Annotated in this window: 20 protein-coding genes and 1 pseudogene; 10 read left to right on the forward strand and 11 right to left on the reverse strand. The window is 74.4% G+C overall.

All coding sequences use genetic code 11. From position 1 onward, the window contains the following. The first annotated feature begins 51 nt into the window (after nucleotides 1–51). Together GA0070620_RS26660 and GA0070620_RS26665 are read left to right on the forward strand one after the other, a co-directional pair. Nucleotides 52–615 (forward strand): hypothetical protein, encoded by a 564-nt coding sequence (locus GA0070620_RS26660; protein ID WP_091595332.1) that lies wholly within the window; start codon nucleotides 52–54, stop codon nucleotides 613–615. 129 nt (nucleotides 616–744) lie between these two features. Then, nucleotides 745–993, forward strand: coding sequence for a hypothetical protein (locus tag GA0070620_RS26665; protein WP_091595334.1), 249 nt, complete (start codon nucleotides 745–747; stop codon nucleotides 991–993). Between the two features lie 31 nt (nucleotides 994–1024). On the opposite strand, the gene GA0070620_RS26670 is transcribed toward GA0070620_RS26665, so the two are convergent. Continuing rightward, complete coding sequence (locus GA0070620_RS26670) at nucleotides 1025–2362, reverse strand: ABC transporter substrate-binding protein (protein ID WP_091599409.1); 1338 nt, start codon at nucleotides 2360–2362, stop codon at nucleotides 1025–1027. Between the two features lie 167 nt (nucleotides 2363–2529). Between GA0070620_RS26670 and GA0070620_RS26675 the strand changes: the two genes are divergently transcribed. Then, nucleotides 2530–3363, forward strand: coding sequence for a phosphoribosylaminoimidazolesuccinocarboxamide synthase (locus GA0070620_RS26675; protein WP_091595336.1), 834 nt, complete (start codon nucleotides 2530–2532; stop codon nucleotides 3361–3363). Nucleotides 3364–3414: 51 nt separating this feature from the next. Here GA0070620_RS26675 and GA0070620_RS26680 read toward each other — a convergent pair whose 3' ends face one another. Both GA0070620_RS26680 and glpK read right to left on the reverse strand, forming a co-directional pair. Continuing rightward, nucleotides 3415–4137, reverse strand: coding sequence for an acetate uptake transporter family protein (locus GA0070620_RS26680; protein ID WP_091595338.1), 723 nt, complete (start codon nucleotides 4135–4137; stop codon nucleotides 3415–3417). 87 nt (nucleotides 4138–4224) lie between these two features. After that, a complete protein-coding gene (gene glpK, locus GA0070620_RS26685) occupies nucleotides 4225–5709 on the reverse strand; it encodes a glycerol kinase GlpK (protein ID WP_091595341.1) in 1485 nt (494 codons plus the stop codon). 86 nt (nucleotides 5710–5795) lie between these two features. Here glpK and GA0070620_RS26690 point away from each other — a divergent pair, with 86 nt between their 5' ends. After that, nucleotides 5796–6734, forward strand: coding sequence for a ribose-phosphate diphosphokinase (locus GA0070620_RS26690; RefSeq protein WP_091595343.1), 939 nt, complete (start codon nucleotides 5796–5798; stop codon nucleotides 6732–6734). Between the two features lie 9 nt (nucleotides 6735–6743). Here the strand turns inward: GA0070620_RS26690 and GA0070620_RS26695 are convergent, their stop codons facing one another. Beyond that, entirely contained in the window at nucleotides 6744–7199 is a 456-nt protein-coding gene (locus GA0070620_RS26695; RefSeq protein ID WP_091595345.1) for an ATP-binding protein, read from the reverse strand. Nucleotides 7200–7319: 120 nt separating this feature from the next. Here GA0070620_RS26695 and macS point away from each other — a divergent pair, with 120 nt between their 5' ends. Beyond that, nucleotides 7320–8444 carry a MacS family sensor histidine kinase gene (macS, locus tag GA0070620_RS26700; RefSeq protein WP_091595347.1) on the forward strand — a complete coding sequence of 375 codons (1125 nt, stop codon included), beginning with the start codon at nucleotides 7320–7322 and terminating at the stop codon, nucleotides 8442–8444. A 32-nt stretch (nucleotides 8445–8476) separates the two neighbouring features. Beyond that, nucleotides 8477–9139: a response regulator gene (locus tag GA0070620_RS26705; protein WP_091599411.1), complete on the forward strand. Its 663-nt coding sequence runs from the start codon at nucleotides 8477–8479 to the stop codon at nucleotides 9137–9139. A gap of 15 nt (nucleotides 9140–9154) precedes the next feature. Here the strand turns inward: GA0070620_RS26705 and GA0070620_RS26710 are convergent, their stop codons facing one another. From GA0070620_RS26710 to GA0070620_RS26720, 3 genes are all read right to left on the reverse strand, one after another. Next, complete coding sequence (locus GA0070620_RS26710; protein ID WP_091595349.1) at nucleotides 9155–9727, reverse strand: DUF5709 domain-containing protein; 573 nt, start codon at nucleotides 9725–9727, stop codon at nucleotides 9155–9157. A 103-nt stretch (nucleotides 9728–9830) separates the two neighbouring features. After that, entirely contained in the window at nucleotides 9831–10625 is a 795-nt protein-coding gene (locus GA0070620_RS26715; RefSeq protein ID WP_091595350.1) for an ATP-binding protein, read from the reverse strand. Then, entirely contained in the window at nucleotides 10625–11623 is a 999-nt protein-coding gene (locus GA0070620_RS26720; RefSeq protein WP_091595351.1) for an SDR family oxidoreductase, read from the reverse strand. Before GA0070620_RS26720 ends, GA0070620_RS26715 begins: the two co-directional genes overlap by 1 nt. Before the next feature lie 233 nt (nucleotides 11624–11856). On the opposite strand from GA0070620_RS26720, the gene GA0070620_RS26725 reads away from it, so the two are divergent. After that, a complete protein-coding gene (locus GA0070620_RS26725; RefSeq protein WP_091595353.1) occupies nucleotides 11857–13056 on the forward strand; it encodes a glycosyltransferase in 1200 nt (399 codons plus the stop codon). Here the strand turns inward: GA0070620_RS26725 and GA0070620_RS26730 are convergent. The 4 genes and pseudogenes from GA0070620_RS26730 to aroA form a co-directional block, all read right to left on the reverse strand. Continuing rightward, nucleotides 13014–13932, reverse strand: a pseudogene (locus GA0070620_RS26730) (hypothetical protein). The gene GA0070620_RS26725 and the pseudogene GA0070620_RS26730 overlap by 43 nt on opposite strands. Nucleotides 13933–13991: 59 nt before the next feature. Then, on the reverse strand, nucleotides 13992–14810 hold the full coding sequence (gene hisN, locus GA0070620_RS26735) for a histidinol-phosphatase (RefSeq protein WP_091595357.1): 819 nt from the start codon (nucleotides 14808–14810) through the stop codon (nucleotides 13992–13994). A gap of 29 nt (nucleotides 14811–14839) precedes the next feature. Continuing rightward, entirely contained in the window at nucleotides 14840–15841 is a 1002-nt protein-coding gene (gene rsgA, locus GA0070620_RS26740; protein WP_231921983.1) for a ribosome small subunit-dependent GTPase A, read from the reverse strand. Nucleotides 15842–15972: 131 nt separating this feature from the next. Next, nucleotides 15973–17274, reverse strand: coding sequence for a 3-phosphoshikimate 1-carboxyvinyltransferase (aroA, locus tag GA0070620_RS26745; protein ID WP_091595361.1), 1302 nt, complete (start codon nucleotides 17272–17274; stop codon nucleotides 15973–15975). A gap of 102 nt (nucleotides 17275–17376) precedes the next feature. Here aroA and GA0070620_RS26750 point away from each other — a divergent pair, with 102 nt between their 5' ends. From GA0070620_RS26750 to GA0070620_RS26760, 3 genes are all read left to right on the forward strand, one after another. Then, nucleotides 17377–18111 carry an SOS response-associated peptidase gene (locus tag GA0070620_RS26750; RefSeq protein ID WP_091595363.1) on the forward strand — a complete coding sequence of 245 codons (735 nt, stop codon included), beginning with the start codon at nucleotides 17377–17379 and terminating at the stop codon, nucleotides 18109–18111. Nucleotides 18112–18309: 198 nt separating this feature from the next. Beyond that, nucleotides 18310–18702: a WhiB family transcriptional regulator gene (locus GA0070620_RS26755; RefSeq protein WP_091595365.1), complete on the forward strand. Its 393-nt coding sequence runs from the start codon at nucleotides 18310–18312 to the stop codon at nucleotides 18700–18702. A 101-nt stretch (nucleotides 18703–18803) separates the two neighbouring features. Beyond that, nucleotides 18804–19436: an alpha/beta hydrolase family protein gene (locus GA0070620_RS26760; RefSeq protein WP_172836506.1), complete on the forward strand. Its 633-nt coding sequence runs from the start codon at nucleotides 18804–18806 to the stop codon at nucleotides 19434–19436. The last annotated feature ends 73 nt before the right edge of the window (nucleotides 19437–19509 follow it).

Raw genomic sequence — 19509 nt, forward strand, 5'->3', positions numbered from 1 at the left:
GCGCGCGGTTGATCGTGGCGCGTACGGTGTGGGCGATCCGAGGAGAGTCCGATGGCCCTTCCGCGACCACGTCGCAAGCCCCGCAACGTCCGCTTCTTCGCCCTGCTCGCGGCGCTGATCGTGCTCGGCGCCGGCGTCGTCTACGGCCTCCACTGGGCGGCGAACCCGTGGGCGCTCGCGCTGCCCGGCAAGCCGGCGCTGACCGGCTACTGGCAGGGCGTGGTGCCGTACGGCCCGGGTGACGACCGTCCGGTCGTCCTGCGCCTGGACGACGACGAGCCCAGCGCGACCGACCGCTGCGGCGACTGCCCGGATCTCTTCGGCGTGTTGAAGGTCTGCCGGGCGGGGCAGGTCGAGCGGTACGAGGTCTGGGGCGACCCGGTCACCTACCTCGGCACCCGCTTCCGCCTGCACACCCGCCCGGACACGGAATCGGCGGGTCAGCGCCTGAACGAGTTCGACGGCGACTGGGACCGCGACCGGCTCACCATCCGGACGTCGTTCACCAACCTCGGGTCGGACGGCGCGGTCGTCGCCGGGTCCGGTACGCCGACGGTCGAGTTCGCGCTGACCCGCGCCGACGAGGCGGACTTCGACTCCCCGCCCTGCCGGTGACGGCGTCCCCGGGCACCGCCCGGACCGCCTCCACCGTGGCTGTGGGGAACGCGGACGCGGCACGTGACCGGGCCCGCGTGTCCCCGACGGTGCGCTGCCGATGTTGCGCATCTCGGCGAGGATGTGGGCATGTCTTCTTTCGGTAAGTGGTGGGGCCGGCTCGGCGCGGTCCTCGGTGGGGTCGTGCTCGCGCTGTACGTGCCGGTGGCGGCGTGGGCGGCGAGCGGGACGGGCGAGCTGGTGGTGGAGGCCGCCCGGCGTCGCTCACGCGGCGGCTTCGGGGTCATCGGCCTGCTGTGCTGCCTCGTGGTGGTCGTGGTGATCGTGCTCCTGTTGCTGCGCCTGATGCGCAATCGCCGGGGCGGCCCGCCGCGCTGACCCGCTTCGGGGCGGTCCGGCGCTTCGCGCGTCAGGCGTTCAGCGCGCCGTCGGCCTGGGCGAGGAACCGGGTCGCCGCCGGGCGGGGGCGGACCCCGCCCGACCGGACGCTCTCTGCGGCCGCGACGAGCAGGGAGCGGACCCGGGTGTGCCCCTTCGGGGGCGGCGCCGGAGCCGGCCCGACGGCCAGTCCGAGGGTGTCGCCGAGGGCGGCTACGCGTCGCTGCGCGGGATCGGTGACGTCGCCGTCCACCGCTCGGCGTACGGCCTGGCTCGGACTGAGCCCCCGCTCGTACCCGAGCACGGCGCCGGCCGCGCCGTTGCCGGTGAGGAAGTTGAGGACGTCGACCGCCACGTTCGGGTGCCGGCAGCCGCGGAAGACCGACCAGTACATCGACGCCCGCGCCCACTGCGCGCCGGTGGAGCCGGGGAAGCCCGCCACACCCAGGTCGGCCTTCGTGAGGCGTTGCAGCTCGGGGAGCTGGTGCGACCAGGCGAACGAGGCGGCGGTCAGCCCCGAGACCACCAGCTGCCGGGCCGGCTCCCCGCTGTCCGCCTGCTCGACCAGGGCGGCGCCGGGGGTGGCCCGCCCGGCCCGGGCCCGCTGCCACAGCTCGAACCAGTTCACCAGGTCCTCGACGGTGAAGCCCAGTTTCCGGCCCCGGTAGAGCTCGCCACCCTGGCCGCGCAGCCACAGCCACAGCGCCCGGTAGTCGCCGGACGGGTCCGTGGTGCCGGCGACGCGGCCCCGGCTGGCCGTGGTGACCCGCTCGGCCCAGGCGACGTACTCGGCCCAGGTCATGCCGGTGTGCGGCTCGGGCAGGTCCAGTTGGCGCAGCACGGTCCGGTTGAAGACCACCGCCGCCGCCGTCTGCCCCGCCGCGACGCCGACCGTCCGGCCGTCCACCTGGCCGTAGCGGGCCAGCCCGTCGGGCAGGTTGCGCAGGTCCAGCCGGTGGTCGGCGACGTGGGCGCTGAGGTCGAGGAGGATCTCGCGCTGGGCGTACTCGGTGAGGACCGTGTCGTCGACCTGGACGATGTCGGGCACGTTCCCGCCGGTGGCCTGGGTGGCCAGCCGGTCATAGTAGCCGTCGGCGCCCTGCCAGGTGACCCGGAAGCCGACCCGCGGGTTGCGCTCGGTGTAGAGGCGCAGGGCCCGTTCGGTCAGCTCGGCCCGCTTGGCGTTGCCCCACCAGAAGACCGACAACGTCACCGGCCCGTCGTCCTCCGGGGTGGCCGCGGGACCGCCGCTGCACCCGCTGAGCCCGCCGCCGGTGGCCAGCACCGGCGCCCCCAGCAGCGCGGCCAGCAGCCGGCGTCGGCCCGGGTCGGCGCCGGGGCCGGAAAGCGACGCTCGGGCAGCGGGCACGCGGGGCTCCTGAGGGGTGACGAAGGGGATGGCCGGCCCATTCACGCAGGCACCGCCCGGAAGTGTCAACGTCCGTCCGGCCACTCGCCGCCCACCGTGCGCGGACCCGTCGATACGCCCGGCCACCCCTGGCCGGCGTACGCAGGACACATGGTCTACTAGGCCGCGTGGAACTTCTGCACTCGGGCAAGGTTCGGGACGTCTACGCCGACGGCGACGACCTGATCCTGGTCGCCTCCGACCGCATCTCGATCTACGACGTCGCGATCCCGACGCCGGTCCCGGACAAGGGCCGCCTGCTCACCGCGCTGTCGCTGTGGTGGTTCGAGCAGCTCTCGGACCTGGTGCCGAACCATGTCATCTCGGCGACCGACGTGCCGGCGGAGTACGCCGGCCGGGCGATCCGGGTCCGACGGCTGGAGATGCTCCCGGTCGAGTGTGTCGCGCGCGGCTACCTCACCGGTGGCGGCCTGCGGGAGTACGAGCGGACCGGCTCGGTCTCCGGCGTCCCGTTGCCGCGTGGCCTGGTGGAGGCGTCGATCCTGCCCGAGCCGATCTTCACCCCGTCGACCAAGGCGCCGTTCGGTGAGCACGACGAGCCGATCACGTACGCCGATGTGGTGGACAAGGTCGGTGAGGCGACCGCCGAGCGGCTGCGCCAGATCACCCTCGACGTCTACCGTCGCGGCGCCGAGATCGCGGCGGACCGGGGCATCCTGGTCGCCGACACCAAGATTGAGCTGGGTTGGGCGCCGGACGGCACCCTGGTCCTCGGCGACGAGCTTCTGACCTCCGACTCCTCCCGGTTCTGGCCGGCCCGGTCGTACCAGCCGGGGCGGGTCCAGTTCTCCTACGACAAGCAGTACGTGCGGGACTGGGCCACCAACAGCGGCTGGAACAAGCAGGCCCCGGCGCCGGAGATGCCGGCCGACGTGGTCGAGGCGACCCGTGCCCGCTACGTCGACGTCTACGAGACGCTCACGGGCCTGCGCTGGGAGTGACGGCGGGGTGGTGCCCGCGCTCTCCCGGGGCGCGGGCGCTGATCCGGCGGGTCACTGCCCGACCTTGATGCCCGGCTCGCCGGCCACGAACTGGATGACGTGCCGGGGCTGGCTGCCCGGCCGGTCCGGCGCCTCGCGCCGGCCCATCGGCAGGACGACCCGCCGGTACGCGGACTCCAGCAGCATCGCCGTGGCCGTGTACCAGGCCACCACGGCCGAGATGACGAAGAACCACGCGCCCACGGTCCGCCAGCCGGAGACGTCGGCGAGTTGGCCGATCGCCTGGCAGGTGGCGCCGGCGGCGAGCGCGATCAGGGTGACGGCGAGGCTGAGGTTCTCGGCGAGCGCGGCCAGCGCGCCGGACCAGGTGATCGCGGCGAGCGCGATGAACCAGTAGCCGAGCGCCACGAACGGGGTCGGTGGGGTGAGCACCCCCACCGCGACGAGCAGGAAGAGCACCCCGTACGCCAGCCAGAAGGCACCCCAGATCCCGTGCATGGCGGTGGCCAGGCCGTCGCGGGCCCGGTAGGCCCACATCCCGGCGAGGAACTGCGCGAGGCCGCCGGTGAACGCGGCGAACGGGAACAGGAAGGTCTGCGTGTCCGGGGTGCCGTACCAGCCGGCCAGGTTCGTCGCCACGACGAAGGTGGCGGCGGCGAAGCCGAACAGGCCGAGGATCGAGGGCGCCGCGACCGGCTGGAGCGAGATCTGGGAGTGGTTGCGCCAGAATTCGAACTCGCCGTCCCGGGACGGTGCCTGGCCCATGCGCGACATCCGAGCCTCCTTCTCCCGGCGAGGGGCCGCCGGAGCAGTAGCCGCGCCTACCCGATAGGCGGGCTCCCACACCCGGTGGCGGGCGGCTCACTCCACCCAGTCGAGGGTGCGCTGCACCGCCTTGCGCCAGTTGCGCAGCTCCCGCTCGCGGTGTGCCGGGTCCATCGCCGGGGTCCACTCGGCGTCGGAGCGCCAGTGCGCCCGAAGCGTGGCCAGGTCCGGCCAGTAGCCGACCGCCAGCCCGGCCGCGTACGCGGCGCCGAGGCAGGTCGTCTCGGTGATCCGGGGGCGGACGACCGGCACGTCGAGCACGTCGGCGAGGAACTGCATCAGCAGCGTGTTGGCGGTCATGCCGCCGTCGACCCGCAACCGGCGCAGCGCCACGTCGGAGTCGGCGTTCATCGCGTCGACCACCTCCCGGGTCTGCCAGGCCGACGCCTCCAGCACGGCCCGGGCCAGGTGACCCTTGGTGATGTACCCGGTGAGCCCGGCGATCACCCCGCGGGCGTCGCTGCGCCAGTGCGGCGCGAACAGCCCGGAGAAGGCCGGGACGACGTAGCAGCCGCCGTTGTCGTCGACGGTGCGGGCGAGATCTTCGACCTCGGGCGCGGTGGAGATCAGACCGAGGTTGTCCCGCAGCCACTGCACCAGCGAGCCGGTCACCGCGATGGCGCCCTCCAGCGCGTACGCGGCGGGCTGTCCGGCGATCCGGTAGGCCACGGTGGTGAGCAGGCCGTGTGCGGACGTGACCGGGCTGGCCCCGGTGTTGAGCAGCAGGAAGCTGCCCGTGCCGTAGGTGCACTTGGCCTCGCCGGGCTGGAAGCAGGTCTGCCCGAACAGGGCGGCCTGCTGGTCGCCGAGCGCGCCGGCCACGGGCACCCCGGCGAGCACGCCGGTGGCCGTGCCGTAGACCTCGGCGGAGCCGCGGATCTCCGGCAGCATCGCGGCTGGTACGCCCATCGCGTCGAGCAGGTCGGCGTCCCAGTCCAGGGTGGTCAGGTCCATCAGCATGGTGCGGCTGGCGTTGGTCACGTCGGTGACGTGCCGGCCGGTCAGCTTCCAGATCAGCCAACTGTCCATGGTGCCGAACAGCACCTCACCGGCCTCGGCGCGCGCCCGCAGACCGTCGGTGTGCTCCAGCAGCCAGCGGAGTTTGGGGCCGGCGAAGTAGGTGGCCAGCGGAAGGCCGGTGCGGGCCCGGAACCACTCCTCGCCGTGCGTCTCGTCGAGCGCGCGCAGCTGCGGCCCGGTCCGGGTGTCCTGCCAGACGATCGCGTTGGCCACCGGTCGGCCGGTCGCCCGGTCCCAGACGAGCGTCGTCTCCCGCTGGTTGGTGATGCCCACCGCGGCCAGCCCGGACGGGTCGGCGCCGGCGGCGTCCAGCGCCTCGCGCACCACCTGCTCGACGTTGGCCCAGATCTCCTCGGCGTCGTGCTCCACCCACCCGGGGCGGGGAAAGATCTGCCGGTGTTCGCGCTGCGCCACGGAGACGACGTCCCCGGCCCGGTCGAAGACGATGCACCGCGAGGAGGTGGTGCCCTGATCGATGGCGGCGACGTACTCTCCGGTCACGGCAGCACCGTACCCAAAGCCACGCCGCCGTGCCGACCGCTGCCGCCGCCCCGCCCGGCGAGAGATCGGCCGTACGATGTGCGAACGTGCGTGACATCGCCGTCTTCAGCGGAACCGCCCATCCCGAACTCGCCGCCGAGATCTGCACCCAGTTGGGCGTGCCGCTGCACCCGGTACGGGTGTCCCGGTTCGCGAACGACTGCCTGGAAGTGCAGCTCCAGGCGAACTGCCGGGAGCGGGACGTCTTCCTGATCCAGCCCCTGGTGCCGCCGGTGCAGGAGCACCTGGTCGAGCTGCTGCTCATGATCGACGCCGCCCGTGGCGCCTCCGCCGGCCGGATCACCGTGGTGCTACCGCACTACGCGTACGCCCGGTCGGACAAGAAGGACGCACCCCGCATCTCGATCGGTGGGCGGCTGGTCGCCGACCTGCTCACCTCGGCCGGCGCGGATCGCGTGCTGGCCATGACGCTACACTCGCCGCAGGTGCACGGCTTCTTCAGCGTGCCGGTCGACCACCTGCACGCGCTGCGTGAGCTGGCCACCCACTTCAAGCGCTACGACCTCGCCGACAGTGTCGTCGTCTCGCCCGACCTCGGCAACGCCAAGGAGGCGGCGGCCTTCGCCCGGATGCTCGGCACGCCGGTGGCCGCCGGCGCGAAGCAGCGGTTCAGCGACGACAAGGTCACGATCAGCGCGGTGATCGGTGACGTGGACGGCCGGGACGTGATCGTGCTGGACGACGAGATCGCCAAGGGCAGCACGGTGATCGAGCTGATGGACCACTTGCGGGGGCGGAACGTCCGGTCGATCCGCCTGGCCTGCACCCACGGTCTCTTCTCCGGCGGAGCGCTGCGGCGGCTCGGCGAGCAGGAGGGTGTGCTGGAGATCGTCTGCACCAACACGGTGCCGATCCCGGTGGAGAAGCGGGTGCCCAAGCTGAAGGTGCTCTCCGTGGCGCCCGCGCTGGCCGAGGCGATGCGGCGGATCCACAACGGCGAGTCGGTCAGCGCCCTCTTCGGCTGAGCGGCCGCGTCAGTCGGCTTGGGCGACGGGGGCGGCGACGACGGCGGTGATCCGGACGAGGGTGCCCGTGTCGCCGCTCTCGACCGCCATGGTGTCGCTGAGCTGCCGGGCCAGCCAGAGCCCCCACCCGCCGACGGTCGCCGGCTCGGGGCGGCTGCGGTCGCCCAGCCGCTCGGCGCTGATGCCGTGCCCGTGGTCGGCGACCTCGCAGACCAGCTCGTCGCCCTGCCGCCACAGCCGCAGGGAGCCCTGTCCGCCACCGTGCCGAACCGCGTTGGTGATCAGCTCGTTGACCGCGAGCACGAAGTCGTCGAGGCGCTCGCCGCGGAGCCCGGCCGCGTGCGCGCAGGAGGTGACCGAGTGACGCAGCTCGGTCACCTGGGCCTGGTCGAAGGCGTCGGCGATGAGGAGAGACGGTTCTATGGGCACAACCGTACGCGGTGGGTCGGGATCGGCGTTCGTCATGGGCCCGTCCGGACAGCGGATCGTGGAGTAACTTCGCGGCATTTCCACCGTACGTCAGGGTTTTCCGACCCGCATCGGCCGGCCCCTGCGCTCGTGACGTCCTGTGGCATCGTGGCGCCCATGCCGTCGTCGCCGGGTGGGTTCGAGGTGCCGCTCTGGCGGGCCATCGCGGTGTTCCGGTTGGCCTCCCTCGCGTACGTCTGCGTGCTGGCCGTGCGCGACGCCGACCGCTACGCCCACCCGCTCGCCGCCGCGGGCCTGGTCCTGGCCATGGCCGTCTGGACCGGGGTGACCGCCTTCGGCTACGCGCGCCCGGCCTGGCGCGCGTGGCCCCTGCTCCTGGCCGACCTCGGGGTGGTCCTGGCGATCATGCTCGCGACGCCGTGGGTGATCGGCCGGGCGGCCCTGCACGCCGGGGTGCCCACCCTCGCGGTGGCCTGGCTCGCCGGCCCGGTGCTCGCCTGGGCGGTCTCCGGGGGGCGGCGACGGGGCACGGTCGCCGCTCTGCTGATCGGCGGCGCCGACCTCGCGACCCGGGAGCGGATCAGCCAGTCGTCGCTGACCGGGGTCATCCTCATCCTGCTGGCCGGGGTGGTGGTCGGGCACGTCGCCCGGTTGGCGGTGACCGCCGAGGAACGGCTGCACCGTGCCGTGGAGTTGGAGGCGGCGACCCGGGAGCGGGAGCGCCTGGCCCGGGACATCCACGACTCGGTCCTCCAGGTGCTCGCCATGGTGCAGCGGCGCGGCGCCCACCTGCCGGGGGAGGCGGGAGAGCTGGCCCGGCTGGCGGGTGAGCAGGAGGCGGCGTTGCGGGCCCTGATCGCCGGGGCCGGTCCACCCGCGCCCGGCGACGACGGCCCGGTCGACCTGCGTGCCCTGCTCGGCCGCCACGCCGCCGCGACGGTCTCGGTCTCCGCGCCGGCCACGCCGGTGCCCCTGCCCGGGCAGGTCGCCCGGGAGTTGGCCGCGGCCACCACGGCGGCGCTGGACAACGTCGAACGGCACGGCGGCGGCCGTGCCTGGGTGCTGATCGAGGACGAGGGGACGACGGTGACCGTGTCCGTACGCGACGAGGGGCCGGGCATCCCGGACGGCCGGCTCGACGAGGCGGCGGCCCAGGGCCGGCTCGGGGTGGCCCAGTCGATCCGGGGGCGGATCGCCAACCTGGGCGGCGAGGCCCGGATCGTCTCGACGCCCGGCGCCGGGACCGAGGTGGAACTGACCGTGCCGAGGGCGGAGCGGTGAACGAGCGGCAGCCGCCCGGCCCGGTGCGGGTCATGGTCGTCGACGACCACCCGATGTGGCGTGAGGGCGTGGCCCGGGACCTGACCGAGGCCGGCCACCTGGTCGTGGCCACCACCGGCGAGGGCCGGCAGGCGGTCCGCGTGGCGGCCGCCGCCCGACCCGACGTGGTGGTGCTGGACCTCCAACTGCCGGACGTCTCCGGCGTGGACGTGATCCAGGGCCTGCGCGCCGCGCTGCCGCAGGTGCGGGTGCTGATGCTGTCGGCCAGCGGCGAGCAGCAGAGCGTCCTGGACGCGGTCAAGGCGGGCGCCACCGGCTACCTGGTCAAGTCGGCCGCGCCGAGCGAGTTCTTGGACGCGGTGCGCCGCACGGCGGCCGGAGAGCCGGTCTTCACTCCGGGCCTCGCCGGCCTGGTCCTGGGTGAGTACCGCCGGCTGGCGGCCGACCCGCCGCCCGACGGGCCCGACGGCCCGGGTGGCGCGCCGGACGGCGGTGCCGCGCCTCGGCTCACCGACCGGGAGACCGAGGTGCTCCGGCTGGTCGCCAAGGGGATGTCGTACAAGCAGATCGCCCAGCGGCTCGGGCTGTCGCACCGTACGGTGCAGAACCACGTCCAGAACACGCTGGGCAAGCTGCAGCTGCACAACCGGGTCGAGCTGACCCGGTACGCGATCGAACGGGGCCTGGACGACTGAGTCGCCGGGCCGCGGTCAGACGGAGTGCGGCGGCTGGGTCTCGTGGATCGCCAGCTCCTCGGCGCTCGCGCCGCCGCCGGCGGAGCCCGCGTCGTACGCCACGTTGTCGGTCTCCTGGTCGGTGTGCGCGCCCTCGTCCGGTTCGACGATCCGGCCGACGGTGGCGTCCGCGACCGTGCCGAGCTGGCCGTGGTCGTAGAGCGAGACCGGCGAGTCGGGGTCCGAGGTCGGGCCCGGGTCGATCACGTCGGCGTCGAGCTGGGCCTGCGCCGCCATCTCCCGGCTGTCCGCCTCGGCGGCGATGGCCGGGTCGACCGGCCCGGCCAGCGGGTCGTCCACCGGCCGCTCGAAGCGCTCCCGCTGGAGCTTGTAGTCGAGCGACTCACCGTCGAGCTGTTCGTCGGCGGTGGTCCCGAACCGGTCGACGGCGAGCGGTGTCCGGTCCGCCGGCAGCTGGGCGGGGTCCGGGCCGTCCGCCTCGCGACCGGTCAGCACGTCGTCGTTCGCGGTCGAGTCGTCGTCGGCGGTCCCCGGCAGGCCGTCGGCCTCGGGGTCGGACACGGGGGTCGGGTACTCGTCGTCGCGCATGACGGATCTCTACCCACTCGATCCGTCGATCATGCCCTGGCCGGGGCTGACGAAAGCCGCAAGAGGCCATCAAACGGTCAGGCGCCGCCATCGCCTCCGGCGATCAGGCCGGCGGCTGGTCGGCGGGGTCGAGAACGCACCACACGACCTTGCCGTCCGGGACCGGGGTACTGCCCCACCGCCGGGCCACCGTGTCGATCAACAGGAGACCCCGGCCGCCGGTCGACGTCGGCGGGGCGAGCCCGGCGAACGCCGGTTGCCGCGTCGAACGGTCCCGCACCGCCAGGTGCAGCTGGTCGCCGTCCGGAGCGAGCCGCACGGTCATCGGCGTGCGGGCGTGCGCCACCACGTTGTTGACCATCTCGGTGACCGCGATGGTGCCCGGCTCGGCGAGGGCCGGCAGGCCCCACCGTCGACACCCGTCGGCGACCAGCTCCCGGGCCTCCCGGGCGGCCCCCAGCACCGGGGCGAGCTCGGCGTTGAGCACGGCGGCCATCGGCGACTCCGCGAGCGCGGCCAACGCGCCGTCCAGGCTCGGCCAGACGGGCGTCCGGCCCAGCGCCGGGTCACCGGCGGTGGCACCCGGATCGGACAGCAGCAGGCCGGCCGCCGGCCAGTCGGCGACCTCACGGTCGACGTCGGCGAAGACCGCGCGGGCGGCCGGGTCGGCGATCCGCAGGCCGGTCAGGTCGGCCACCACCGGGCCGGGCCGGGCGCAGAGCACGTCGAGCAGCGCGTCGCGCACGGCGGCCGTGCCGGACCGGTCGAGCACGCCGGTGACCCGGACGACCGGACCCGACTCGTCCGCCTCGACCAGGCAGCGCAGGTCCGTCCGCAGGATCGTCTCATGGTGCCTGCCGGTCGCCGCCCGGGCATCCGTCCGCTCGGTCCGGCCCATCAGCGACCCGCCCTGGCCCGGCGGGTCCGCGCCGCCATCGTGCCGACCGCCGTGCCGGCGGCGGCGAGACCGAACGCGGCGGTCATCCGCACCAGTTGCCGGCGACGACCCTGCCATCCGCCGTCGCGCCGGCCCTCCGCGTCCGCTCGGAACACGTTGCCGCTGGTGTCCGCCCGGGCGCCCGGCCCGAACTGGGTCCGGTGCGTGTACCAGCCGAGGGTGCGTTCGGCGAGCGTCGGCGCCAGCCGCCACTGGAGGCCGATGAGCCGTGCCGCGCCTCCCGCGTACGCCTCGCGGCGCGGACGGCGCAGCAGCCGCACGATGGTCGCCGCCACCTTCTCCGGCGGGTAGATCGGGGGCGGTGGGACGAGTTCCCGGCCGGTGTGGTTCGCCGCGTGCCGGAAGAACGGGGTGTCGATGGTGGCCGGCAGGACCGTGCAGATCGAGATGTTGCCGCGGCCGGTGACCCGCAGCTCCTGCCGCACGGTGTCGGCGAGCCCGCGGATGCCGTGCTTGGTCGCGTTGTACGCCGACTGGTACGGCATCGCCACCTCGGCGAGGACCGAGGCGTTGTTGATCACCACCCCGCCACCGGCGGCGCCGAGGTGGGGCAGCGCGGCCCGGATGCCGTGCACCGCGCCGAGCAGGTTCACCTCCAGCACGCGACGGAACTCGGCCACCGGGATCTCGTCGAAGAGCCCGACGGCGCTCACCGCCGCGTTGTTGATCCAGCCGTCGATCCGGCCGAACTCGGCGGCCGCCCGGTCGGCGAGGCGCTGCACGGAGTCGGCGTCGGTCACGTCGGTCGGCACGACCAGCGCCCGGCCGCCCAGCTCCCGGCAACGCTGCGCCACCGAGGTCAGGGCGGACTCGCTCCGGGCGGCCAGCACGACGGCCGCACCACGCCGGGCCAGCGCGTACGCGGTGGCCGTGCCGATCCCGCTGGAGGCGCCGGTGATCACCACGGTGGCGTCGTCGAGGCTGCGGGTGAGAGGCATTCTTCGCCGGTACCCCCGGTCGGGCCGCCTCATGCCGCCGAGACGCCGGGGATCGCCACGCAATGTGATCAACCGGGCGGTCACACGAGCGCCTGGTGGTGATTGCCGTGGCGCAAGTGTCTGAGGCACCTGCCGGGCTCTTCCTGATCTGCCAGGTTTCGGCTTACGAGCCCCTGGTTAATGGGACCCTCTGACCGGGAGGACCACCGCTGAAGATCGCATGGAGGTGACCCATGCGCGTCGGTCTCGTCTGCGCGCACGCTGACCCGTTTCGGACGTCCGACGGCCCCACCGTCGGCACCCACCACCACATCGCACGGGTCGCTGCCGAGCTGGCCGGACGGGGCCACGACGTGCGGGTCTACGAACGCCGGGACGACCCGGCGTCGCCCGCCACGGTGGACCTCGACGGCTATCGGGTGGAGCGCGTCCCCATCGGGCCCGCCGCCCCGCTGCCCACCGCCGACCTCGTACCGCTCGTGCCCGAGTTCGGCGCGTGGCTGACCGACCGCTGGACGGGCGAGTGGCAGCCGGACGTCGTGCACGGGCACTACTGGGTCGGTGGGCTCGCCGCCGCGCACGCCGTGCGGGAGACCGACATCCCGGTCGTGCAGACGTTCCACTCGCTCGGCGTCGAGCAGCTGCGCCACCTCGGCCGCGAGTACGACGGCCCGGGCCAGCGGATCCCGCTGGAGCGGGCGTTGACCCGGGCGGTGGACATCGCCGTCGCCCAGTGCAACGACGAGGTCGACGAACTCACCCGGATGGGCCTGCAACGCACGTCGGTGGCGATGGTGCCTACCGGGGTGGACACCGAGCAGTTCCACCCGGACGGTGAGGCGGCGCCACGGGACCAGCGGGCCCGCATCCTCTCCGTCGGCGGTCTCGCGGCGGGGCACGGCCAGGAGGACCTGATCCGCGCGATGCGCCTGGTCGGCGACGCCGAGCTGGTGATCGCGGGCGGGCCGCCCGTCGAGGAGCTCGCCACCCACGCCGAGGCTCGCCGGCTGCGCGAGCTTGCCGAGCGCCACGGCGTCGCCGAGCAGGTACGCCTGGTGGGCGCCGTGCCGCACGACCAGATGGCGACCTGGTACCGGTCCGCGGACGTGGTCGCCTGCACCCCGCACTACTCGTCGGCCGGCCGGGTGTCACTGGAGGCGATGGCCTGCGGCGTTCCGGTGGTCGGCTACGCGATGGGCGGGATCGCCGACGCGGTCGTGGACGAGGTCACCGGCCGACTGGTGCCGCCGGGCGACGTCCGCACCCTGGGGGTGACGCTGCGCCGGCTGCTCGCCGACAACGCCGGGCGGTTCGCGTACGGGCACGCGGCGGTGGACCGGGTGCGGTGCAGCTACACGTGGGAGCGGACCGCCGGGGCGCTGGAGCGCCTCTACGAGCGGGTGGTGGGCCGGCGCAAGCCCGTCGAGGCCTGACCGGCCGGGTGCGCGGGTCGCTCAGAGCGGCTGGCCGGCGCCCGCCATCGCCCGGCCGCGGTCGGGCGCGGCCGCGTGGTGGTGCTGCGGTTCGGCGTACCGGGTCAGTCCGATCACCGCGCCCAGTGTGACCAGGAAACCCACCCCGGCCAGCCACTCCCGGCCCGGCCAGATCTTGTCGTTGAGCAGCAGCAGGCCCACGATCGCCGCGGGCAGCGCCCCGGCCGCGTCCATCGCGGCCACCGCCGCCGTGGTCGAACCACGCTGCATCGCCAGGCCGAGCAGCAACTGCCCGACGATCGAGTGCGCGACCAGCAGGTAGAGCAGCGGGTTGCGGACGAACACCTCGGCCGACGGCGTGGAGGCCAGCGGCCGGGCGGCCACCGCGGCGGCGGAGAACGCCAGGCCGGCCAGCGAACCGAGCGCCACCGAACCGGGCGCGCCGTGCAGCCGGACGGCGAAGAAACCGGCCACCGCGATGGCGACGAGCACTACCAGCAGGGCGACCAGCCCGGCCGGGCCGAGCTGCCGCGACGGGGCCGGCCGGGCCGCCAGCACCAGCGCGCTGATCCCGGCGAAGAGCAACGCCAGCAGCACCACCTCGGCCACCGGCAGCCGCCACTTCAGCACGATCACGCCCAGGATCGCGGTGACCCCGAGCCCCGCCGCCACGCTCGCCTGCACCAGGAACAGCGGTAGGTCGCGGCGGGCCAGGAACGCCAGCACGAAGCCGCCGACCTGACAGCCCAGCCCGACCAGGTAGGTCCGGTGGCCGGCGAGCCGCAGCAGCAGCCCGGGATCGAAGGTGTGGTGCACCGTCGTGCGGGCCGCGGCCACCGACTGGAGCAGGTTGGCGATGCCGTACGCGATGATCATCGCCGCGAGGAAGCACCAGCCGGAGGAGACCACCCCGCGAGGATAGAGGTTGCCGGGGGTCAGCGCGCGGCTGGTGGACCCAGCCGCGCCAGGATGTCGGCGTGCAGCGCGCCGTTGCTCGCGACGGCGCTGTGCTCGCCCACCGGGCCGCTGGCCAGGGCGGGAGCGCCGGACAGATCGGTGATCGTGCCCCCGGCCTCGGCGACGATCGGCACCAGCGCGGCGACGTCCCACAGCGACAGTTCCGGCTCCACCATCACGTCGAGTGCGCCCTCGGCGAGCAGCATGTAACCGTAGAAATCCCCGTACGCCCGGCTGCGCCAGCAGTCCCGCATCAGGTCGAGCACCGCGTCCAGCCGGCCGGCGTCCTCCCAGCCGGTCAGGGAGGAGTAGCAGAAGCTCGCGTCGGCGAGCCGCCCCACCCCGGAGACCCGGATCGGCTCGCCGGTGGCCCGGTCCCGGCCGGCGTACGCCCCGGCGCCCTCCGCGGCCCACCAGCGGCGGCCCAGCGCCGGCGCGGAGACCAGGCCGAGCACCGGCCGATCACCCTCCAGAAGCGCGATCAGGGTCGCCCACACCGGCACGCCCCGGACGAAGTTCTTCGTGCCGTCGATCGGGTCGATCACCCAGCGGCGGCCCTCCGGCCGGGTTGCCGGCTGCGCGCCGTACTCCTCGCCGAGCAGCCCGTCGGCCGGGCGGTGGGTTGCCAGCAGCGCCCGGATCTCCCGCTCCACCGCGGTGTCCGCGTCGGAGACCGGGGTCAGGTCGGGCTTGGCCTCCACCCGCAGGTCGAGAGCGCGGAAACGGGCCGTCGACACCGCGTCGGCGGCGTCGGCGAGCAGGTGGGCGAGGTCGAGGTCGGCGGCGTACCCGGTCATGCCCGGAACCTAGCCGATGCCGACGGCGGTCACTCGTCAGGCCCGCGCCGGTCGTCCTCACCGGGCCCGCGCTGGTCGGTGTCGCGCTGGTCGGTGTCGCCGGCACGCGAGGCCAGCAGCCGGCGGTACGAGGCGAGCCGGCGCGGGTCGGCCTTGCCGGCGGCCACCCAGGCGTCCAACCCGCAGTCCGGCTCGTCGGCGGTGTGCGGGCAGTTGGCCGGGCAGTCCACGGTGCCCTCGACCAGGTCGGGGAAGCCGTGCAGGAGACTGTCCGCCGACACGTGCGCCAGCCCGAAGCTGCGGACGCCCGGGGTGTCGATGATCCAGCCCTCGGCGACGTCGGCCCGGGACCGCCGGCGGCCGCCGTCCCGGTCCGGCTCGGCCGGCAGGCGCAGCGCGACCGCGCTCGTCGAGGTGTGCCGGCCGCGGCCGATCGCGCTGACCGTGCCGACCGCGCGGGCGGCGTCCGGCACCAGCCGGTTGACCAGCGTCGACTTGCCCACCCCGGAGTGGCCCACGAGCACCGAGACCCGATCGGCGAGCAGCGCCCGCAGGGCGTCCAGCTCCGAGTCGGGGCGGATCAGCACGTACGGCAGCTCCAGCTCGGCGTAGTAGTCGAGCACCGCCTCCGGCCCGGCCAGGTCCGCCTTCGTCAGGCAGAGCAGCGGCTCGACGTCCGCGTCGTACGCGGCCACCAGGCACCGGTCGATGAACCCGGTGCGCGGCGGCGGGTCGGCCAGCGCGCTCACGATCACCAACTGGTCGGCGTTGGCCACCACCACCCGCTCCAGCCGGCCCTCGGCCGTCGTCGCGTCGTCCTCGGCCGTGCGACGCAACACCGACCGCCGCTCGGCGATCCGGACGATCCGGGCCAGCGCGCCCGCCGCCCCGGAGGTGTCCCCGACCAGGCTCACCCGGTCGCCGACCACCACCGACTTGCGGCCCAGCTCCCGGGCGCGCATGGCGGTCACCGTCGGGGCGTCGAGCGCACCGACCACGCAGGTGTAGCGCCCCCGGTCGACCGCGATCACGAACCCGTCGACCGCGTCGGCGTGCTGGGGCCGGGTCCGCGTACGCGGGCGCGAGGACCTACCGGGCCGAACCCGTACGTCGTCCTCGTCGTACTCCCGCCGCTTGGTCGCCAGGACCGTCCTCCGTCGCCTCAGCTCTTACCGGTCACCATCGCTGACCATAGTGCCGGGAACTCGGGCATCGTCTTCGAGGTACACGCCACGTCGTCGAGCTCGATGCCGGGCACGGCGAGCCCGGCCACCGCCGCGGCGTGCGCCATCCGGTGGTCGGCGTACGTCCGGAAGGTCCCGCCGCGCAGCGGACGCGGCCGGATCTCCAGCCCGTCGCGGGACTCGGTGAGGTCGGCGCCGAGCGCGGCGAACTCGCGGGCCAGCGCGGCGATCCGATCGGTCTCGTGGCCCCGGATGTGGGCGACCCCGGTGAACCGGGACGGCGAGTCGGCCAGCATCGCCAGCGCGGTCAGCGCGGGGGTCAACTCGCTCACGTCGGAGAGGTCGGCCTCCAGCCCGTGCACCACGCCGGTGCCCCGCACGGTCAACCCCTCGGTGGAGAGCGTCACCTCGCCGCCCATGCGCTGCAACAGCTCACGGAACCGTTCCACCGGCTGGGCGCTGCTGTGCGGCCAACCCTGGACGGTCACCTCACCGCCGGTGACCAGGGCCGCGGCGAAGAACGGCACCGCGCCGGACAGGTCCGGCTCGATCTCCCAGCCACGTCCGGTCAGCGGCCCCGGCTCGACCGTCCAGACGTCGGGCACGGTGTCGTCGACCGCGGCGCCCGCCGCCCGGAGCATCCGCACGGTCATCCGCAGGTGCGGGGCGGACGGGACCGGCGGCCCGACGTGCCGGACCACGACCCCGCGGTCGAAGCGGGGCGCGGCCAACAACAGGCCGGAGACCAGCTGGCTGGAGGCGGACGCGTCGATGACGACCTCCCCGCCGGAGACCCGGCCGGCGCCGTGCACCGTCAGCGGCAGGCTGTCCGAGCCGTCGACGTCGATCCGCACCCCGAGCGAGCGCAGCGCGCCGATCAGCGGGCCGAGTGGACGCGTGCGCGCCTGCGGGTCGCCGTCGAAGGTGATCCGGCCGTCGGCCAGACCGGCCACCGGGGGGACGAACCGCATGATCGTGCCGGCGAGACCGACGTCGACGTGCGCGGGGCCGACGAGCCGGTGCGGCCGGACCAGCCAGCGGTCGTCGTCGCTGATCGACATGTGGGCGCCCATCGCCCGCAGGCCGGCGGCCATCAGCTCGGTGTCGCGAGCCCGCAGCGGACCGGCGAGCGTCGACGGGCCGCTGGCCAGGGCGCTGAGCACCAACGCTCGGGCGGTCAGCGACTTGGAGCCGGGCAGGCGCAGCGTGACCGCGACCGGGTCGGTGGCGGTCGGTGCGGTCCACGGCTGGAGCGGCCGGGTCGCGGTCAGGTTTCCCACAGTTACATTCTGCCGTGTCCCGGCGTGTGCGGCGTCGACCGCCGGCCCGACTCCCGGTTGGCGGGACAGCGGGTGACCGCACGGCGCGTTAGCGTGTCCGGTGTGTGCGGCAGGTACGCGACGACCCGGAGCGCGGGAGATCTGAGCGCGATCTTCGAGGCGTACGACGAGACGGACGGGCGACTCGGCCCCGACCACAACGTCGCGCCGACCGACCCGGTCCCGGTGGTCCGGCTGTCCGCCGAGGGCCACCGCGTCCTGGCCGCCGGCCGCTGGGGTTTCCTCCCGCACTGGTCCCGCACCCCGTCCGCCGCCGCGCGGATGATCAACGCGCGTGCCGAGACGGTCGCCACCAGCCGGGCGTACGCAGGAGCCTTCGCCCGCCGCCGCTGCCTGGTGCCCGCCGACGGCTGGTACGAGTGGGTCCGGTGGGCCGGCGGCCGGCAGGCCTACTACATGACCCCACGCGACGGCTCGGTGCTCGCCTTCGCCGGTATCTGGTCCGTCTGGGGATCGGGCGACGAGGAGCGGCTCACCTTCAGCGTGCTCACCACCGCCGCCGTGGGGGAGCTGGCCGAGGTGCACGACCGGATGCCCGTTCTGCTGCCCCGCGAACGCTGGGCGCCCTGGCTGGCGCCGGCCGACGACGACCCGCAGGCGTTGCTCGTCCCGCCCGCGGCCGACTGGCTCTCGGGGCTGGAGGTCCGGCCGGTGGGCCCGGCGGTCGGCGACGTCCGCAACGACGGCCCACGGCTGATCGAGCGGGTGCCGCTGCCCGCCGCCGCCCGTCGTGGTGACGCCGGGTCGCCCGCGCCGGAGGAATTGACGCTCTTCTGATCACGCTCCGCACATTGGCGCGGGCTGATTTGCCAGATTTGCTGGCGAAACGTCGCTTAGCCGTTCGGCCATCTTCGCGGCAGGCCCTTGTGACGGTGCCCATAAGTGCGATAGAACACAGCGCCGGTGGTGAGTGTCGATCCGCAGGGGGCGGACGACACCCATCGATCTTGCCGGTCCCACGGGGGAGGTGGGTGGATGACCCGGGCGCGCATGCCCCGTCCGCATGAGGTGGCCGCCGCACGACGAGATCCACGACTGCTCCGCGCACTGCGCGAGCGGCGTCAGGACGAGGCGTGGCGGACCAGAGGCACCTGCCAGAATGTCGATCCGGAAACGTTCTTTCCGGCGCCGAACGAGCCCGCCGACGCCGCGGTCTCGCTCTGCCGCAGCTGCGAGGTGCAGGGCTCCTGCCTCGCCTGGGCGCTTGAGGTCGGTGACTGCCACGGCGTCTGGGGCGGCACCACGCCCCGCGAACGGCGCGCCATGCTGGTCGCCTGGCGCGGCGAGGTGCAGCCCGACCCGGACGCCGCCGACGAGGCCGGCCCGCCGGTGCGCGACCGTCTGCTGACCCTCGTCCCGCTCAGCTGATCCGACCCGCGCTGGCCTCTGGCCCCTTGATCGACTCCATTTCTGTGCGGTAGCGGTATCCGGTCACCGGCTGCCGCTACCGCACGGAACGCGTGTGGATCATGGAGAATGGCCCGGTGACCAGCAGCGACGAGATCAGCACTCCGCGCGGCCCGGCCCGTGTCGACACGGACCTGCCGCCCGGCCGGCCGAGCGCCCTGCTGGTGCTCGGTCACGGGGCGGGCGGCGACGTCGACGCACCGGATCTGCTCGCGGTCCGCGACGCGGCGGTCGCCGGCGGTGTCGCGGTGATCCGGGTGACGCAGCCCTACCGGGTCGCCGGCCGCCGCGCGCCGGCGCCCGCCGGGCACCTGGACGAGGCGTGGACGGCGGTGCTGGCGACGCTGCGGGAGCGGCACGCCGACGTGTCCGTGCTGCTCGTCGGCGGGCGGTCCAGCGGTGCGCGGGTGGCCTGTCGCACGGCGCGGGCGGTCGGCGCGGCCGGGATCGTCGCGCTCGCCTTCCCGCTGCACCCACCGGGCCGGCCGGAGCGCTCCCGCGCCGACGAGCTGCGGACGGGCCTGCCGACCCTCGTGGTCAACGGCGACCGGGACCCCTTCGGCATGCCCGCGCCGAGCTCGGAGGTGACCGTGGTGACCCGGCCGGGGGAGGTGCACGACCTGCGGAAGGACCCGTCCGGAACGGCGGCCGTGGTGCGGGACTGGCTGCGCGACCGGGGCTGGCTGGCCGCGTGACGCGGGGGCTCGGGGCCGCGTGACGCGCGGCGCTCGTCCGTACGCCATGGGGAAACCGCGCGGGTCGGCGCGT

The organism is Micromonospora krabiensis (assembly GCF_900091425.1).
Lineage (GTDB): Bacteria > Actinomycetota > Actinomycetes > Mycobacteriales > Micromonosporaceae > Micromonospora > Micromonospora krabiensis.

Coding starts and splice junctions, on each gene's coding strand:
- GA0070620_RS26660 (WP_091595332.1), top strand. CDS start 52: ATGGCCCTTCCGCGACCACGTCGCAAGCCCCGCAACGTCCGCTTCTTC.
- GA0070620_RS26665 (WP_091595334.1), top strand. CDS start 745: ATGTCTTCTTTCGGTAAGTGGTGGGGCCGGCTCGGCGCGGTCCTCGGT.
- GA0070620_RS26680 (WP_091595338.1), bottom strand. CDS start 4,137: ATGTCGCGCATGGGCCAGGCACCGTCCCGGGACGGCGAGTTCGAATTC.
- GA0070620_RS26695 (WP_091595345.1), bottom strand. CDS start 7,199: ATGACGAACGCCGATCCCGACCCACCGCGTACGGTTGTGCCCATAGAA.
- macS (WP_091595347.1), top strand. CDS start 7,320: ATGCCGTCGTCGCCGGGTGGGTTCGAGGTGCCGCTCTGGCGGGCCATC.
- GA0070620_RS26705 (WP_091599411.1), top strand. CDS start 8,477: ATGGTCGTCGACGACCACCCGATGTGGCGTGAGGGCGTGGCCCGGGAC.
- GA0070620_RS26710 (WP_091595349.1), bottom strand. CDS start 9,727: ATGCGCGACGACGAGTACCCGACCCCCGTGTCCGACCCCGAGGCCGAC.
- GA0070620_RS26715 (WP_091595350.1), bottom strand. CDS start 10,625: ATGGGCCGGACCGAGCGGACGGATGCCCGGGCGGCGACCGGCAGGCAC.
- GA0070620_RS26720 (WP_091595351.1), bottom strand. CDS start 11,623: ATGCCTCTCACCCGCAGCCTCGACGACGCCACCGTGGTGATCACCGGC.
- GA0070620_RS26725 (WP_091595353.1), top strand. CDS start 11,857: ATGCGCGTCGGTCTCGTCTGCGCGCACGCTGACCCGTTTCGGACGTCC.
- hisN (WP_091595357.1), bottom strand. CDS start 14,810: ATGACCGGGTACGCCGCCGACCTCGACCTCGCCCACCTGCTCGCCGAC.
- GA0070620_RS26755 (WP_091595365.1), top strand. CDS start 18,310: ATGACCCGGGCGCGCATGCCCCGTCCGCATGAGGTGGCCGCCGCACGA.
- GA0070620_RS26760 (WP_172836506.1), top strand. CDS start 18,804: ATGGAGAATGGCCCGGTGACCAGCAGCGACGAGATCAGCACTCCGCGC.